The following is an 18,002-nucleotide window of genomic DNA, read 5'->3' as shown; positions in this document are numbered from 1 at the left end:
TTTTGATGTTGTTATGCGCACAATAATCACCTCTGTCACTATTATACCATATATCACTAAATATTACTATATAATAAAAATAAAAATTTGATAAAAAAATAAGCCTATTTCAAGGCTTTGCAGTACTTTTTTGGATTTCAATGTGTCAAACTCCCGAGAAAGTGTCAATAGCAATTCGGAAAATAAAAACGGAAAATACGTTTTTACAGGAGGACAACCCATGAAAATACTCCGCACCACCGCACAAAACATCTTAAAAAGTATACAGAGTATATTGCGAAGAAAAATCGCATATGCTATAATGCTCGCAGGCATAAAAGAATAAAATTGTTTATAACAAAAAAATCAAAAGCCCTCGAAGTTGCAGCTTCCAGGGCTTTCTTCTTATTTCATTTTTTATTACAGTGGACAAGGAATCATCAGGTCAGAGCTGCGCTGTTTGCAGTATAGAAGATAATTGTTGATTTTATTACGCAACAGGAATATTCAGTTAGGCTTACGCACAACAGAAAATTCCCATTCAATGCAGAAAGGGGCGGTTTTATGAAGCAGGATACACTGGAGGGCAGAGCAAAAACGAAAAACGGTGTCATTCGATTATGCTTTTCGGTGCTTTGTATTTTATTGGAAGCAGCTTTTATCATTATCGTGATCACAAGGCTGAATGAATATGCGGAGATCGTTAATCTGCTGACTAGAGTCTTTGCAGGAATTCTGGTTCTGGCACTATATGCATCCGATCAGACCTCTTCCATGAAAATGCCGTGGATCATTCTGATACTTGTGTTTCCGATCATGGGTGTAGCGCTGTATCTGCTGATCGGATTAAATGGCGGAACCCGTAAAATGCGAGAACGATATGCGGATATCGACAGAAAGCTTCTGCCGCTTCTGCCGGACAATCGGGAAAAACTGGAAAATATCAAAAACAAAATCCCCAAAGCAGGAAATATCAGTGAGTATATTTGGAAAAATGCAGGTTATCCCGTATACCAGAATACGGATATTGTTTATTATGATGAGGCGGTAAAGGGATTAGAAGCACAGTTATCAGCACTGTCAAAGGCTGAAAAGTTTATTTTTATGGAATACCATGCGATAGAAGATGCAGAGGCCTGGAAAAAGATCCAGAAAGTGCTGGAGGAGCGTGTACAGGCAGGCGTGGAAGTGCGAGTATTTTATGATGATATGGGCTCTATTGGCTTTATTAATACGGATTTTGTAAAAAAGATGGAGCGGATCGGAATCCACTGCCGGGTATTTAATCCGTTTATGCCGGGACTGAATGTATTTCTGAACAACCGTGATCATCGAAAAATAACCGTGATCGATGGAAAAGTAGCTTTCACAGGCGGCTATAATCTGGCAAATGAATATTTTAATTACACCAATCCTTACGGACAATGGAAGGATACCGGGATCCGTCTTGAAGGCGATGCAGTTCAGTCGCTGACAGCAACATTCCTTGAAATGTGGAATGCAGCCAATGACAGGAATAATAATGAGGATTTCAGCAAATATTTTATAAGATCAGAATATAAGGCAGCTCAGAACGGATTTGTACAGCCTTATGCAGATAGTCCAATGGATGATGAACAGGTAGGAGAGGAAGTTTATATCAGCATGGTCAACAAAGCTGAAAAATACTGCTGGTTTATAACGCCATATCTGATCATTACGGATGAAATGACACATGCGCTGTGTCTTGCTGCAAAGCGGGGGATTGATGTCAGGATCATTACACCGGGAATCCCGGATAAAAAAATGATTTACAGTGTTACACGTTCCTTTTATCATGGACTGGTTAAAAATGGAGTGCGGATCTACGAGTGGACACCTGGCTTCTGTCACGCCAAGATGAGCGTGGCAGATGACTGTATGGCAACCTGCGGAACCATAAATCTGGATTACAGAAGTCTTTATCATCATTTTGAAAACGGATGCTTTATGGCAGACAGTCCGGCTGTGTTATCTATAAGAAATGACCTGGAAGAAACAATGAAGGAATGTCGTGAAGTAACAGAACAATACCGGACAGGACGCAGTGCATATCTTCGTCTGGGACAGCTTTTCATGAGATTGTTTGCAGGATTATTGTAAGGAAGAGGTGTAGATCTATGTGTACAGCAGCAACGTATCAGACAAAGGATTTTTATATGGGAAGAACTCTTGACTATGAGTTTTCCTATGGGGAAGAGGTGACCATAACCCCAAGAAATTATGAGTTCGATTTCCGATATGCAGGAAAAGCAAAAACACATTATGCTCTTATAGGAATGGCGTTTGTAGCAGGAGATTATCCGCTTTATTATGATGCGGCTAATGAAAAGGGACTGGGTATGGCAGGACTTAACTTTGTGGGGAATGCGGCATATGCAGATGAAGCGACAGAGGCAGATAAGGATCTTGTCCAGGTGGCGCAATATGAATTTATTCCATGGATCCTTACCCAGTGTGCTTCGGTGGCTGAAGCAAGGAGGATGCTTTCCAATATGAAGCTTATGGGAACACCCTTCAGTGAACAGCTTCCAACGGCACAGCTTCACTGGATGATCGCAGACAAGGAGGAATGCATCGTTGTAGAATCCATGAAAGACGGAATGCACATCTATGACGATCCTGTTGGCGTACTTACAAATAATCCTCCATTCCCCGGTCAGATGTTTGCACTTAACAATTATGCGGGTGTATCCAGAAAGCAGCCGGAAAGTACATTTGCAGGAGTGCTGGAGCTGGATCCATACAGCAGAGGAATGGGCGGAATGGGAATTCCGGGAGATCTTTCAAGCCAGTCAAGATTTGTAAAGGTTGCATTTACAAAATTAAACGCAATATCCGGAGATGGGGAAAACGAAAGTGTCAGCCAGTTTTTCCATATTTTAGGCTCTGTTGATCAGCAGCGGGGATGCTGTGAGGTATCAGAGGGCGCATATGAGATCACGATCTATACTTCATGCTGCAACACGACAAAGGGAATCTATTATTATACCACATATGATAATCACCAGATAACCGCAGTAGATATGTATGCGGAAAACCTTGATTCAGACAAGCTGATCCGTTATCCGATCATATTAAACGGTGAGATCCGATGGCATAATAAATAAGAACAGGATTTTTACAGCAGATAATGAGGTAGGAAGATGGAAAATTATTCAATAGTATTCAGCAGCTTAACCGGTAATACAAAAAAGCTGCCAGTCAGCTGATCGTAGTGTATACAGAGATTTGACTTTACAGCAGAGAAAAATATCAAGTATAATACTATAGCATTATTAAAAATCCCTTCCGGGAAAACAGAAAAACCACAATGATAAAGGAATATAACAAATGAGTATTTTAAATGTAGAACACCTGACCCACGGGTTTGGAGACAGAGCGATTTTCGAAGATGTATCTTTCCGGCTTCTTAAGGGAGAACACATCGGACTTGTAGGCGCTAATGGCGAAGGAAAGTCCACATTTATGAGTATCGTGACCGGAAAACTGATGCCGGATGAGGGCAAGGTAGAGTGGGCAAAAAATGTCCACGCAGGCTATCTGGATCAGCATGCAGTTCTGGAAAAGGGGATGACCATCGGCCAGGTGCTGAAATCCGCTTTTGATCCTCTTCTCAAAAAAGAAGAACGGATGAACGAGATCTGCGACAAGCTGGGAACTGCAGATCCTGACGAGATGGATGGTCTGATGGAGGAGCTTGGAACAATCCAGGACGAACTGACACTTCACGATTTTTATGCGATCGATGCCAAAGTGGAGGAGGTTGCCAGAGCTCTGGGCCTTCTGGATCTGGGGCTTGACCGTTATGTTACGGATCTAAGCGGCGGACAGAGAACCAAGGTACTTCTTGCGAAGCTTCTTCTCGAGAAGCCAGATATCCTGCTTCTGGATGAGCCTACCAACTATCTGGATGAGGAGCATATTGCATGGCTGAAAAGATATCTTCTGGATTATGAGAATGCCTTTATCCTTATTTCCCACGATATTCCCTTCCTGAATTCTGTAGTTAACATTATCTATCACATGGAAAATCAGGAACTGAACCGTTATGTAGGAGATTACGATCATTTCCAGGAGGTCTATGCGGTCAAGAAGGCACAGCTGGAGGCTGCTTACCGCAAACAGCAGCAGGAGATCAGTGAGCTGAAGGATTTCGTAGCAAGGAATAAGGCCCGTGTTTCCACAAGAAACATGGCTATGTCCCGCCAGAAAAAGCTGGACAAGATGGATGTGATCGAGCTGGCAGCAGAGAAGCCGAAGCCGGAGTTCAAATTCCGTTATGGCCGAACACCAGGAAAGATGCTTTTTGAGACACATGACCTTGTGATCGGTTATGATGAGCCGCTTTCCAAACCACTGAATTTTACTATGGAGCGAGGACAGAAGATCGCACTGGTGGGAACCAATGGAATAGGAAAAACAACACTTCTTCGAAGTCTTCTTGGACTGATCAAGCCTCTTTCCGGAAGCGTGGAGCAGGGCGAGAACCTTGAGATTGGATATTTTGAGCAGGAAGTTAAAGGTGAGAATCGAACTACCTGTATCGAAGAACTCTGGCAGGAATTCCCGTCATTTTCCCAGTATGAAGTGCGTTCCGCACTGGCAAAATGCGGCCTGACGACCAAGCATATTGAGAGCCAGGTACGAGTTTTAAGCGGTGGTGAGCAGGCAAAAGTGCGTCTTTGCAAGCTGGTGAACCGTGACACCAATATTCTTCTTCTGGACGAGCCTACCAATCATCTGGATGTAGATGCAAAAGACGAGCTGAAAAAAGCTCTCCGGGAATACCGCGGAAGTATCCTTCTCATCTGCCATGAACCGGAATTTTACCAGGATGTGGTAAATGAAGTCTGGGATATGAGCAAGTGGACAACCAAGATATTCTGATAATGGATATAGATATATGGCAGAAAAGACCGATATAATTCAAAAAGTACAATAAATGGGACATAAAGATGACAGCATAAGGGCAGCAGAGTCTGCCAGACAGAATACAGAGGACAAATAAATGAAAGAAACACAATTGAAAAAATTTAGTATCGTTATGGAGGGCGGCGGTATGCGAGGCTTGTATACAGCCGGTGTGATCGATGTTCTGATGGAAAATGAGATTTACGCAGACAGTGCGGTGGGCGTATCGGCTGGAGCTGTTTTTGGATGCAATTATAAGTCCAGGCAGATCGGAAGAGTTCTTCGCTATAACAAAAAGTACTGCAAGGATAAAAGACTTGCAAGCATCCGGAACTGGATCACCACAGGAGATGTATACAGCCGGGAATTCGGATATTATGAACTGCCCTGGAAGCTGGATATTTTTGACCGTCAGACCTACGCAGAAAATCCCATGAAATTTACAGTGGTGTGTACGGACCTGGATACAGGAAAACCGGTGTATCATGAATGTCCCAACGGAGATGTGGAGGATATTGAATGGATGCGTGCGTCTGCATCGATCCCAGTAGCCTCCCGACCGGTGAAGCTTGGGGGAAAGAGACTTCTGGACGGTGGTGTGTCTGATCCGATCCCGGTTAAGTGGATGCTTTCCCGGGGATACGAAAAAAACGTAGTGGTGCTTACCAGAGATGTGAAGTACCGAAAAAAAGCAAACCCGAAGATGCAGCTTTTTCTGAAAGCAGTATTACATAAATATCCGGCTTTTCTGAAGGATCTGGAGGAACGGCATATCCATTATAATGAAACACTGGAGGAACTGGCTTCTCTGGAAAAAGAGGGGCGCGTTCATATCATCCGTCCGAGCAGTCCCATCCAGGCGGCGATGATCGAGCGTGATGAGAGCAATCTGGAGCGGATCTACCAGACAGGAAGAGCAGATATGAAAAAGGATCTGGAGAAGCTGAAAGCCTACCTGGATTCCTGAATCACAGACCGAAACAAAATTCGACTTATACCCCTTTCTATGTTATGATATTGGATATCATTACAACAGAAAGGGGTATTTTCAATGGGAGAAAAACCTCAGAATATAAAACACAGACATATAAGCCTGGGCGTGCTTGCCCATGTGGATGCAGGAAAGACGACATTATCGGAAGGCCTGCTTTTTAAATGCGGAAGGATCCGGAAAATCGGAAGAGTCGATCACAAGGATGCGTATCTGGATACCTATGAGCTTGAGAGGGAGAGAGGAATCACCATTTTTTCAAAGCAGGCAGTTTTTTCCATGGGGGATATGGAAGTGACACTTCTGGATACGCCGGGGCATGTGGATTTTTCTGCTGAGATGGAGCGTACCCTGCAGGTGCTGGATTATGCGATCCTGGTGATCAACGGAGCAGATGGTGTGCAAGGGCATACACAGACATTGTGGAGACTGCTGACACAGTATAAGATCCCAACATTTCTTTTCGTAAATAAAATGGACCAGGAAGGAACAGACAGGGAAAGACTTCTTAAGGAGCTGAAGAAGAAATTAAGCGGATGCTGTGTGGATTTTAGCGGAGAACTGGAATGCTCCGGTGCAGAAGTAGCAGGGAAAAAGGAGAATCCTGTGGATAACTCCGGGAAATCTCCGTCAGCTGAAGGAATGCAGCTGAAAGACAACGCCAGTGAAGCAGAAAAAGAGAATATATCCGGAACGCAGGGCGCTTCTGATAAAATAAATGGAACTGATGATTTTCTGGAAAATATCGCCATGTGTGAGGAGAACCTTCTGGAAAGCTTCCTGGAAACAGGAACGATCGCAAAAAAGGACGTGGCAGAGCTGATCCTGGAGCGAAAGCTTTTTCCCTGCTTCTTTGGATCTGCCCTGAAGATGGAAGGCGTAGATGCTTTTATCCATGGAATGGAGACCTACATGGCAGTACCGTTCTATCCCGCAGAATTCGGAGCCAGGATCTTTAAGATCGCCAGAGATGAGCAGGGAAACCGTCTCACTTATATGAAGATCACCGGCGGCAGCCTGAAGGTTAAGGAGACGCTGACCAATGCAGGAAGAAATGGTATTCCGGCAGAGGAGATCTGGGAGGAAAAGGCAGATCAGATCCGTATCTATTCTGGTGCAAAATTTGAAATGCTCAAAGAGGCAGAGGCAGGAACCGTCTGTGCAGTTACAGGTCTTACCGAAACATATCCTGGAGAGGGACTTGGCATTGAGGCGGATTCTGCCATGCCGGTGCTGGAACCGGTACTGAATTATCAGATCATCCTTCCGGAGGGCTGTGACGCCCACAGGATGCTGAAAAGCCTGAAGGAGCTGGAGGAGGAAGAACCGCAGCTTCATATCATGTGGGATGAGCAACTGGGAGAAATCCACGCCATGCTGATGGGCGAGGTACAGATCGAGATCCTGAAGCATCTGATCTGGGAGCGCTTTCATGTGGCAGTAGAATTTGGAACCGGTAATATCGTATACAAAGAAACCATTGCCGCACCGGTGGAAGGCGTGGGACATTTTGAACCGCTTCGTCATTATGCAGAGGTGCATCTTCTTCTGGAACCGGGAGAGAGAGGAAGCGGACTTCAGTTTTTTACTGCGGCAAATGAAGATCAGCTGGATCGGAACTGGCAGCGGCTGATCCTGACACATCTGGAGGAAAAAGAGCATCTGGGAGTCCTTACCGGATCACCCATCACCGATATGCAGATCACACTTCTCACCGGGCGGGCACATCAGAAGCATACGGAAGGTGGAGATTTCCGGCAGGCGACCTACCGTGCTGTGCGCCAGGGCCTCAAGAAAGCGGAGACACTTCTTCTGGAACCCTATTACAGCTTCCGACTTGAGGTTCCGGCAGAAAATGTAGGACGTGCCATGACGGATATCCAGAGGATGCAGGGAACCTTTCAGGGGCCGGAAACCCAGGGAGAGCTGTCGGTGATCACAGGAAGTGCGCCGGTGGCAAAAATGAGGGATTATCAGAGCCAGGTAGTTTCCTACACAAGAGGCAGAGGTCATCTGACCTGTACTCTGAATGGCTATGAAACCTGTCAGGATCAGGAGCAGATCGCAGAGGAGATCGGATATGATTCCGAGAGAGATCTTGAGAATCCTACAGGCTCTGTATTCTGTGCCCATGGAGCAGGCTTCGTGGTTCCCTGGTATGAGGTAGAAGAATATATGCATCTGGAAGGAGCTCAGCTTCCGGACAGTAATGATGCCTATGAGGATTCCGACAACAGCTTTGCAGGAGTGCGTTCAGTTCAGGGAACAGCCAAAAACAGTCCGGATCACAGAACAGCCAATGCCGACCGTGGAAAATATACCTCCATGTATGGAAGCTACGAAGAGGAAAAAGAACTGAAGGCAATCTTTGAGAAAACCTTTGGTCCGGTGAGCTCAAAGAGATACAGCAGTAACAGCCGAAGCTTCGGAAATCCGGAAAGCGGAAGCAGCTTTTCCGGGAAGGGAGGCAAAGGTGCAGCAGATTCCGGCCTTCCGGCAAAATCCGGTCACGGCGCCTGGAGAAACAGCAGTCCGGCCATCCACAGAGAGGACTATCTGTTGGTGGACGGCTGCAATATCATATTTGCCTGGGAGGATTTAAGAGATCTGGCACAGGCAGACTTTCATGCGGCACAGTCCAGGTTAATGGATATATTAAGCGATTATCAGGGAATCAAGGGCTGCATCCTGATCCTGGTATTTGATGCCTACCGTGTGGAGGGCCATCCGGAGGAAACCTTCCAGTATCATAACATTCATGTTGTCTATACAAAAGAAGCGGAAACTGCAGACCAGTATATTGAACGCACTGTCCATAAAATCGGACGGAAGCATAACGTGACAGTTGCCACATCAGACGGACTGGAGCAGATCATCATTATGGGACAGGGAGCCGCCAGGATCTCAGCGCGCGGATTCAAAGATGAGATCGCTTCCGCAAAACAGCAGATGAGAGAAGAATGGCAGGAGCGCAGGGACAACAGCAAAACCTATCTCTTTGACAGTATGACACCGGAACTGAAATCTCATATGGAAGACATCCGTCTGGGAAGAAAGAAAAAAGAAGAATTATAACAAAAAATATATGCCCTCATTGTGGGCATATTTCACAAAAATAAAAAAACTTTTTGAATTCTTTTGCGAATAAATGGGAAAAGTAGTAAAATAAGGATAGAATCCTCAGTGAGAAGCTCCTTGTCTGGATATATAACCTGGCAGGGAGCTTTCATTAGAGCACAATAAGCGCCAGGATAACAAAAGAAAAGTAAAAAAAATGAAAGGAAGTGGAAAAATGTTTGAAACAGGCGAATATGTTGTGTATGGTCGTACCGGCATCTGCCAGGTAACAGGAGTTACCACAATGAGGGTGGATGGTTCCTCCGGCAAGAAGCTTTATTATGTACTGAGGCCCGGAGGAGAGACAGATGGGAAGATATTTACACCGGTAGAAGGTGGAAAGCAGGTGCTTCGCGGAATCATTACGAGGGAAGAAGCGGAGAGGCTTATCGATGAGATCCCATCCATTGAGACACTGAGTATTGAGAATGAGAAATTCCGGGAGGATAGCTACAAGAAATGCATCCGTACCTGTGAATGCAGAGATCTTCTTCGGATCATCAAGACGATCTACGTCAGAAAACAGGCCAGATTATCTCATGGCAAAAAAACAACCGCTACAGACGAGAGGTATCTGAAGCTTGCAGAGGATCATCTTTATTCTGAATTTTCCATGTTACTGGATATCCCCAAAGAACATATGGCAGATTATATTGAACAGCGAGTACACCAGCAGGAGGAAGCCGAAGAACAGGTATGCGCTGTTTGACAAAGCAGAGCGTATCTGCTATGGTATTTCCGGTAACCTTCCAGAAATCCTGTATCTGTGACAGAAGCTTCACAGGAAGTGGAGAACAGATCCAGGATCAGTCTGAATGTTATAAAGAAAAGGAGATGCCAGAGAAATGAGAGAACAGCTTACCCGCAAGGATGTTGAAAAAATAGAGCAGGAGATCGAACACCGTAAACTGGTAGTACGTAAGGAAGCCATTGAGGCGGTCAAGGAGGCACGTGCCCAGGGAGACTTAAGTGAGAACTTTGAGTATTATGCAGCCAAGAAGCATAAGAATCAGAACGAGAGCCGCATCCGTTATCTGGAGAGGATGCTGAAGACGGCATCCATTGTATCCGATGCTTCCAGATCTGACGAAGTGGGAATGGACGATATCGTGGAAGTTCTTTTTGAAGAAGATAATGAGGTGGAGAAGTACAAGCTGGTTACTTCCATCCGCGGAAATTCCATGGAAAACCGTATCAGTATTGAATCGCCTATCGGCAAGGCACTGCGCGGTCATCGTGTAGGAGACCGGGTGGAAGTAAAGGTCAATGATGATTACAGTTATTACCTTGTAATAAAATCCATCGACAAGACCGGATCTGAGGATGAGGAGATCCGCGGATTCTGATCACAGATCGCAGGGCAGCTCTGCTCATGAGCATGCAGCTCAGCGGAATGAGAATATCCGCAGCACAAAACACATCATAAGGATAAAAACCACTGTACGATATATAGGACAGAGAGATCCTGACGGGAAATCGGTTTCCCGTAACAGGATCCTCTGTTTTATTTTTTTACACAGATTTTACATTCCAGTGGGGAAAATTTTACAATAGGCCGCTATTATGAAAATCGTTGAAATGAGAAAAAAGGAAATCAAACATATCAAAAAGAGAAAGTGAAGGAGAGTATTATGGACTTTTTCAGCGTACTGGCATTGCTTGGCGGCCTTGCTATTTTCCTTTATGGAATGAACTTAATGGGAGACGGGCTTGCGAAGGTTGCAGGCGGAAAGCTTGAGCGGATCCTGGAGACACTTACCTCCAATCCCATCAGAGCCGTTCTTCTTGGAATGGGTGTGACTGCAGTGATCCAGTCATCCTCGGCAACTACCGTTATGGTCGTTGGTTTTGTAAACTCGGGAATCATGAAGCTGTCCCAGGTTGTGGGAATCATTATGGGTGCCAATATCGGTACTACCGTAACCTCATGGATCTTAAGTCTTACAGGTATCCAGAGTGATAACTTTATTATCCGGCTTTTTAAGCCGACGTCATTTTCACCGATACTGGCACTGATCGGCGTGGTTCTGATCATGTTTACAAAAAGCCAGAAGAAAAAGGACGTGGGAGCGATCTTTGTAGGCTTTGCGATCCTGATGTATGGAATGAATGCCATGAGCGGAGCTGTGGAACCTCTTGCAGAGGTACCGGAGTTTACCGGAATGCTGGTGAAATTCTCCAATCCGATCCTTGGAGTTGTGGCCGGAGCAGTGCTGACAGCGATCATCCAGTCGTCCTCCGCATCGGTTGGTATCCTCCAGGCACTGTGCCTTACCGGAATGGTACCGTTCAGTGCAGCACTTCCTATTATCATGGGACAGAATATCGGTACCTGTATCACTGCGATCCTTTCAGCCATCGGAGCCAGCAAAAACGCAAAACGTGCGGCTATGGTCCATCTGTATTTCAATCTGATCGGAACCATGCTGTTCATGGCAGTATTTTATGCGATAAATGCAGCAGTACATTTTTCATTTATGGCACAGGCAGCGACTCCGGCCGGGATTGCGATCCTGCACAGTGCCTTCAATATCACGGCAACTCTTGTCCTTCTTCCGTTTGGAAAGGCTCTGGAGAAGCTTGCCTGTCTTACTATCCGCGACAGGAAGGAAGAGGAGGAGAAGGTGGCAGCAGATCCGGATTTCATGATCCTGGAAAGCCGTTTTCTGGAGAAACCTGCATTTGCAGTTGAGCAGAGCAGGAATGCAGCGAAAAAAATGGCAGAGGATTCTCACAGAACTCTGTTTACCGCCCTGGACCTTCTGAAGAATTTCAGCGCAGAAGGAAAGGCTCTGGTGGAAGAAGCAGAGAAAAAGGTAGACCGTTATGAGGATGAACTTGGAACCTATCTTGTAAAACTGAACCAGAAGGATCTTTCCGTTCATGACAGTCACAGTGTTTCCATCATGCTCCACTGTATCGGTGATTTCGAGAGGATTTCCGATCACGGTGTGAACATCATGGAATCCGCACAGGAGCTTTATGAAAAAGGCCTGAAGTTTTCGGATAAGGCGCTGGAAGAGTTACGTGTCATGGAGCATGCGGTAGAAGACATTGTAGATATTGCTTACAAGGTTTACGAAAATCAGGATGTGCAGCTTGCGAGAGAGATCGAGCCACTGGAGGAAGTGATCGATGAACTCAGCAAGGAACTGAAGTACCGGCATATCCAGAGACTTCGCGCCGGAGAATGTACCATTGAAATGGGATTCATCCTGTCCGATGTGACTACCAGCCTGGAGCGTGTGGCAGATCACTGTTCCAATATCGGTGTTTGCGTGACACAGGTTCATGAAGATGCTTTTGATACACATCAGCACCTGAAGCAGATCAAACATGGGCCGGACGAAACCTTCTACCGTGCGCTGGAGGTGATCCGGAGTCAGTATCAGCTTCCGGAAATAAAGGATGAGCCGGCGGCAGCCCAGATGGCAGCGGCAGGCAGCCAATAAAAAGATATCGAAATAATGCTATGCCCTGGTTATCTGTATCAGCAGACGGCCAGGGCTTGTGCAGTAAAAAGAAAGCAGTTATACTGAAGGCATGGAACAAAAAAGACCAGATGATTATGAAGTGCCAACGGCAAAAAAACGAACAGAGAGGATATAGAATGATCTACTGTGTGGAAGATGAGAGAAATATCAGAGAGCTTCTTGTCTATACCTTGGAGACAACAGGCTTTGAAGCAGAAGGTTTTGAAACCGGGGCAGAACTTGACACAGCCATGAAAAAAAATCTGCCGGAACTGATCCTGCTGGATATCATGCTCCCGGGTGAAGATGGGTATAATATTTTGAAACGACTGAAAAGTGATACCAGGACCCGGGATATCCCGGTGATCATGGTCACAGCCAAAGAAGCGGAGTTTGACAAGGTAAAAGGTCTGGAGGGCGGCGCAGATGATTACATCACCAAGCCCTTCGGGATGATGGAATTTGTAGCCAGGGTCAAAGCGGTCCTTCGGCGCTGCGCAAGGCAGAGCGAAGAGAGGGAACTGCACTGTAAGGGTCTTCGTGTCAATGTGTCCCGTCACGAAGTCAGCTATCAGGGCGAGGTGAAGGAGCTGACCAGAAAGGAATTCGAGCTTCTGGAATATCTTATGGAGAACAAAGGACTGGTCATGTCCAGAAACCAGATCCTGTGCCATGTGTGGGGCTATGATTTTGACGGAGAAACAAGGACTGTAGATGTTCATGTACGGACTCTCCGACAAAAGCTGGGGGAAGCCGGAAATCTGATCGAGACAGTGCGTGGCGTGGGATACCGGATCGGAGATCATGTATGAAAAAGAAAATTCTGCATCATACAAGCATTATGATCATTTTTGCTGTTCTTGTCACGTTTCTGGCAGCAAGTGTGATCACCTACAATAAATTAAACACATACATGCAGCGGGGAGTCCGTGAGGAAGCGCAGTATATCTGCCTTGCCATGGATGAGTATGGAGATTCCTTTCTCACAAAAAAGCTTCGGACAGTATCATCAAGTCGTGTGACTCTCATCCGTAAAGACGGAACCGTTCTCTACGATTCTGAGACCTCTCCGAAAAAACTGGCAAATCACAGTGATCGTCCGGAATTTATACAGGCAGAAAAAAATGGAAAAAGCGAAAGTATCCGTTATTCAGAAACCTTTGCAAAAAAGACCTTTTATTATGCGGTGAAGCTGGATGACGGAAACGTGCTCCGTGTAGGAAAAACCGTAGACTCTATATATTCCACATGGATTTCAAGTCTTGCTGTGCTGGGACTTCTGATGCTCCTGGTACTGATCCTGGAGTTTGTTTTTGCACAGAGACAGACCAGAGAGCTGATCCGTCCGGTCAACGATCTGGATCTGGAGCATCCGCTGAACAATGTGTGCTATGAGGAGCTGCGTCCCCTTCTTGTTCGGGTGGATGAACAGAACCGGCAGATCCGGCAGCAGGTAAAAGAACTGAAGGAGGCAGAGGAGATCCGGAAGGAATTTTCTGCAAATGTTTCCCATGAGCTGAAGACCCCGCTGATGTCCATTTCCGGTTATGCGGAGCTTATGATGAACGGCATGGTTCCGGCAGATCATATACGGGAATTTTCCGGAAGGATCTACCATGAATCAATAAGACTTTCCAATCTGGTAGCGGATATCATCCAGCTTTCCAGACTGGATGAAAGCAACAGTGAGGTTCCTTTTGAAGAGGTGGATCTTTATGAGCTTGCGGAAGACGTAAGAAATAATCTCAGACATCCTGCCGGAAAGAAAAATATTTTCCTTGAGCTTGCCGGAAGTGCAGAGAAGATCAAGGGTGTCCGCCATGTACTCTATGAGATGCTTTTTAATATTGCAGACAATGCAGTTCGCTATACAGAACAGAATGGTCATGTGCGGATCATGGTAGGCAACCGGAAAGGGCATCCGTTCTACTGTGTGGCAGATGACGGGATCGGAATCCCGAAAAGTGAACAGGGAAGGATCTTTGAGCGCTTTTACCGGGTAGACAAAAGCCATTCCAGACAGACCGGCGGAACAGGTCTGGGGCTTTCCATTGTGAAGCATGGAGCAACGCTTCATCATGCACAGATCAACGTGGAAAGTGAACAGGGAGTTGGAACCAGGATGGAGATCGTTTTCCCGGAGAATACTTCTGACCGAAAATAAACTGAAAATAATCAGTAGGATTTTCCGGTGAAGTGTAGTATAATAAAAAAAGGTTCAAAGGCCGGTCGGATGAGAATCTGACCGGCTTAAACTATGTATGGGAAAAAATCCCTGTATTTCTAAAAATCAGGAGGAACAAAATTATGAAAGAGCCGGTTCTGGTAGTAATGGCAGCAGGAATGGGAAGCCGCTACGGCGGACTGAAACAGATCGATCCTGTAGATCAGGAAGGTCATATCATCATGGATTTTTCCATTTATGATGCCGTACGTGCAGGCTTTAAGAAAGTGATATTCATCATAAAAAAAGAGAATGAACAGGATTTCCGCGATGCCATCGGCGACCGCTTAAGTGACAAGGTGGAGATCGTTTATGTGCATCAGGATCTTAACAACATCCCGGAAGGCTTCCAGGTTCCGGAAGGCCGTGTGAAGCCATGGGGAACCGGACATGCGGTATTAAGCTGTGCCGGAGAGATCGACGGACCGTTTGTGGTGATCAATGCAGATGATTATTATGGAACCCATGCCTTTAAGATGGCGTATGATTTCCTGATCCAGGCTCAGGAGGACACCGTACCTGCCCAGTATATGATGGTAGGCTACCGCCTTGAGAATACCCTGACAGACAACGGCTACGTTTCCAGAGGTGTCTGTGAGACAGATGAAAATGGATATCTTGCAGATATCAATGAGCGAACACACATTGAGAAACGTGACGGCGGAGCAGCCTACACAGAGGACGATGGAAAAACCTGGACAAGTCTCCTGGGAGAGACTCCGGTGTCCATGAACATGTGGGGATTCACCGGCGGATTTATGAAAGAGCTGGTAAAACGCTTCCCGGTATTCCTCGAAAAGAGCATTCCGGAAAATCCTCTGAAATGCGAATATTTCCTTCCGTTTGTAGTTGACGAGCTCCTTCAGGAAAAAAAGGCAGCAGTCAGGGTCCTTACCACACAGGATAAGTGGTACGGAGTGACCTATAAAGAGGACAAACCGGTAGTGGTAGCCGCGATCCAGAATCTGAAGGATCAGGGACTTTATCCGCAGGAACTCTGGGATTAGGTAGTAAACCTGGTTTTCTGCTATTGTGGAAACAAAGGAACAGTGCTAAAATAAACAGGAACAGTTAGATCCAATAGAGGAGGAGAAAAACTATGGCAATTTTAGTAACAGGTGGAGCAGGATACATTGGAAGTCATACCGTTGTAGAGCTGCAGAGCGCAGGATATGATGTTGTAGTAGTTGACAATTTATGCAATTCCAGTGAGAAGGCTCTGGACAGAGTATCCAAGATCACAGGCAAACCGGTGAAATTCTATAAAGCAGATATCCTGGACCGCGAAGCATTAAATGAAGTTTTTGACAAAGAAGAGATCGACTCCTGTATTCATTTTGCAGGACTGAAAGCAGTTGGTGAATCTGTTGCCAAGCCGTGGGAGTATTATGAGAACAATATCGCAGGAACCCTTACTCTTGTAGACGTGATGAGAAAACATAATGTTAAAAATATTATTTTCTCTTCCTCAGCAACCGTATACGGAGATCCGGCAATGATCCCGATCACCGAGGAGTGCCCGAAGGGACAGTGTACCAACCCATATGGCTGGACCAAATCCATGCTGGAGCAGATCCTTACAGACATCCAGAAGGCAGACCCGGAGTGGAACGTAGTTCTTCTTCGTTACTTCAACCCGATCGGTGCTCATAAGAGCGGAACCATCGGTGAGAATCCAAATGGTATCCCGAACAACCTGATGCCATATATCACACAGGTAGCAGTAGGCAAGCTGAAAGAGCTTGGCGTATTCGGAAACGATTACGATACACCGGATGGAACAGGTGTCCGTGACTACATCCACGTAGTAGACCTTGCCAAGGGCCATGTAAAAGCCCTTAAGAAGCTGGAAGACAATTCCGGATTAAGCATCTACAACCTTGGAACCGGAAAAGGCTACAGTGTTCTTGATATCGTTAAGAACTTTGAGGCAGCTACCGGCGTCAAGATCCCATATGTGATCAAACCACGCCGCCCAGGCGACATCGCAACCTGCTACTCCGATGCAACCAAAGCTGAGAAAGAGCTTGGCTGGAAGGCAGAGAACGGAATCCGCGAGATGTGTGCAGACTCCTGGAGATGGCAGAGCCAGAACCCTAATGGATATGAGGCTTAAGGAACAGAAAGCTTAATTACATAAAAATATAAAAGCGATATAAAATACGGCAGACAGCCCCGGAGGGATGTCTGCCGTGTTGTTTTTTTGAGGGTAAAAAAGTCGCTTATCATTTCCATAAGCGACAGGTGATTTTCTCTCAAATTGCATAATTTTTGAATCCTAATCAATGATAGCATTGCACACTGTCAAGGCACGAAAAATGCACCACTTTCGACCAAAAATGCAGGTTTTTTCGGTTGATTTTTTTTATATACGACAAATTTTCCTTTTTTTCGCTTATTAGTGGTCACAAAAATGGTCAGACTTTTGCTATAATAGTGCGAAAAGGAGACTACGATTATGCCTAGAAAAGGGGAAAATATCAGAAAAAGAAAAGATGGCCGATGGGAAGCACGCTATGAAAATCTTTATACCATTGATTTGATTTGTCATGGCGTACCGTCACCCAAATTCTTCAAAAAATATTTGGAGTTTCAAAATAAACAGACAGATGGAAAAATCATATATTATAATTTTCGCTCAAAGGATAAACGAGGCTGGGGAACACAGTATCTTCTAAAGACAAAGACAAAGACAAAGACAAAGACAAAGACACTCTCGCTTGATCGTTACGGAAAACATTTTATGAAAGGTGACTGTTATCGAGAGAGTTGTTATCAGTGTGAGTATGCTAATATCCACCGAGTAGGAGATTTGACAATTGGGGATTTTTGGGGAATAGGTAAAAGTCATCCGGATTTTTATTCAGAAAAAGGTGTTTCTAGTGTTTTTGTAAACACAGAGAAAGGGAGAAGACTATTTGATAGTATAAAGGATGAAGCTTGGGTTATTAATGCAACTTTAGAGGAAGCAATGGTAAAACAAGGAAATCTGGTGCACCCAACAAAACGTCCATTAGAACGCGATACATTTTATAGGGATATTAATTGCGGTGATTTCATTGATAATTTGAATGTTGGACTGCAACTAAAAGATAGAGTTAAATCAATTATGCCAAGAAACTTGGTTCGGATTTTGAAGCAAATTAAATAACGGAGGAATACATATGAGCACAGTTACTTTAGATAATAAAACGATTTTAGGACAATAAGCGGGAATCCTCGGCAATTCAATTACCGAGATGAAAGCGCAGGATTGTGCATATCTGCACATTGAAATAATATAATA

Annotated in this window: 14 protein-coding genes; all 14 read left to right on the top strand. The window is 45.3% G+C overall.

Annotated features, from left to right (window positions below):
• Positions 1-543: 543 nt before the first annotated feature.
• The 14 genes from cls (at position 544) to ACTNDQ_RS13990 (ending at position 17,867) form a co-directional block, all read left to right on the top strand.
• The gene (gene cls, locus ACTNDQ_RS14055; RefSeq protein WP_195656887.1) at positions 544-2,100 is read left to right on the top strand and encodes a cardiolipin synthase; all 1,557 of its coding nucleotides are present in this window, start codon (positions 544-546) and stop codon (positions 2,098-2,100) included.
• A 17-nt stretch (positions 2,101-2,117) separates the two neighbouring features.
• On the top strand, positions 2,118-3,107 hold the full coding sequence (gene bsh, locus ACTNDQ_RS14050) for a choloylglycine hydrolase (protein WP_021652254.1): 990 nt from the start codon (positions 2,118-2,120) through the stop codon (positions 3,105-3,107).
• A 223-nt stretch (positions 3,108-3,330) separates the two neighbouring features.
• Complete coding sequence (locus ACTNDQ_RS14045) at positions 3,331-4,887, top strand: ABC-F family ATP-binding cassette domain-containing protein (RefSeq protein ID WP_441064885.1); 1,557 nt, start codon at positions 3,331-3,333, stop codon at positions 4,885-4,887.
• 121 nt (positions 4,888-5,008) lie between these two features.
• Complete coding sequence (locus ACTNDQ_RS14040; protein ID WP_021652256.1) at positions 5,009-5,878, top strand: patatin-like phospholipase family protein; 870 nt, start codon at positions 5,009-5,011, stop codon at positions 5,876-5,878.
• Between the two features lie 84 nt (positions 5,879-5,962).
• On the top strand, positions 5,963-8,977 hold the full coding sequence (locus ACTNDQ_RS14035) for an NYN domain-containing protein (protein ID WP_441064884.1): 3,015 nt from the start codon (positions 5,963-5,965) through the stop codon (positions 8,975-8,977).
• A gap of 217 nt (positions 8,978-9,194) precedes the next feature.
• The gene (locus ACTNDQ_RS14030; protein ID WP_278795676.1) at positions 9,195-9,728 is read left to right on the top strand and encodes a CarD family transcriptional regulator; all 534 of its coding nucleotides are present in this window, start codon (positions 9,195-9,197) and stop codon (positions 9,726-9,728) included.
• Positions 9,716-9,868, top strand: a complete 153-nt coding sequence (locus tag ACTNDQ_RS14025; protein ID WP_015527341.1) for a hypothetical protein — start codon at positions 9,716-9,718, stop codon at positions 9,866-9,868. The genes ACTNDQ_RS14030 and ACTNDQ_RS14025 overlap by 13 nt, the downstream gene beginning before the upstream one ends.
• Entirely contained in the window at positions 9,865-10,365 is a 501-nt protein-coding gene (gene greA, locus ACTNDQ_RS14020; protein WP_015527340.1) for a transcription elongation factor GreA, read from the top strand. Before ACTNDQ_RS14025 ends, greA begins: the two co-directional genes overlap by 4 nt.
• A gap of 285 nt (positions 10,366-10,650) precedes the next feature.
• Complete coding sequence (locus ACTNDQ_RS14015) at positions 10,651-12,471, top strand: Na/Pi cotransporter family protein (protein ID WP_015527339.1); 1,821 nt, start codon at positions 10,651-10,653, stop codon at positions 12,469-12,471.
• Positions 12,472-12,629: 158 nt separating this feature from the next.
• Positions 12,630-13,304, top strand: coding sequence for a winged helix-turn-helix domain-containing protein (locus ACTNDQ_RS14010; protein ID WP_118368681.1), 675 nt, complete (start codon positions 12,630-12,632; stop codon positions 13,302-13,304).
• On the top strand, positions 13,301-14,656 hold the full coding sequence (locus ACTNDQ_RS14005; RefSeq protein ID WP_441064883.1) for an ATP-binding protein: 1,356 nt from the start codon (positions 13,301-13,303) through the stop codon (positions 14,654-14,656). Before ACTNDQ_RS14010 ends, ACTNDQ_RS14005 begins: the two co-directional genes overlap by 4 nt.
• 143 nt (positions 14,657-14,799) lie before the next feature.
• The gene (locus ACTNDQ_RS14000; RefSeq protein WP_441064882.1) at positions 14,800-15,723 is read left to right on the top strand and encodes a sugar phosphate nucleotidyltransferase; all 924 of its coding nucleotides are present in this window, start codon (positions 14,800-14,802) and stop codon (positions 15,721-15,723) included.
• A 92-nt stretch (positions 15,724-15,815) separates the two neighbouring features.
• Entirely contained in the window at positions 15,816-16,832 is a 1,017-nt protein-coding gene (gene galE, locus ACTNDQ_RS13995; RefSeq protein ID WP_015527335.1) for a UDP-glucose 4-epimerase GalE, read from the top strand.
• Positions 16,833-17,174: 342 nt separating this feature from the next.
• On the top strand, positions 17,175-17,867 hold the full coding sequence (locus ACTNDQ_RS13990) for a Coenzyme F420 hydrogenase/dehydrogenase, beta subunit C-terminal domain (RefSeq protein ID WP_441064881.1): 693 nt from the start codon (positions 17,175-17,177) through the stop codon (positions 17,865-17,867).
• Positions 17,868-18,002: the final 135 nt, after the last annotated feature.

Source organism: Blautia massiliensis (ex Liu et al. 2021), assembly GCF_052064225.1.
Classification (GTDB): Bacteria; Bacillota; Clostridia; order Lachnospirales; family Lachnospiraceae; genus Blautia_A; species Blautia_A fusiformis.
The sequence above is the reverse complement of the archived record's forward strand: the minus strand, read 5'-3'. Positions and strand labels throughout refer to the sequence as shown.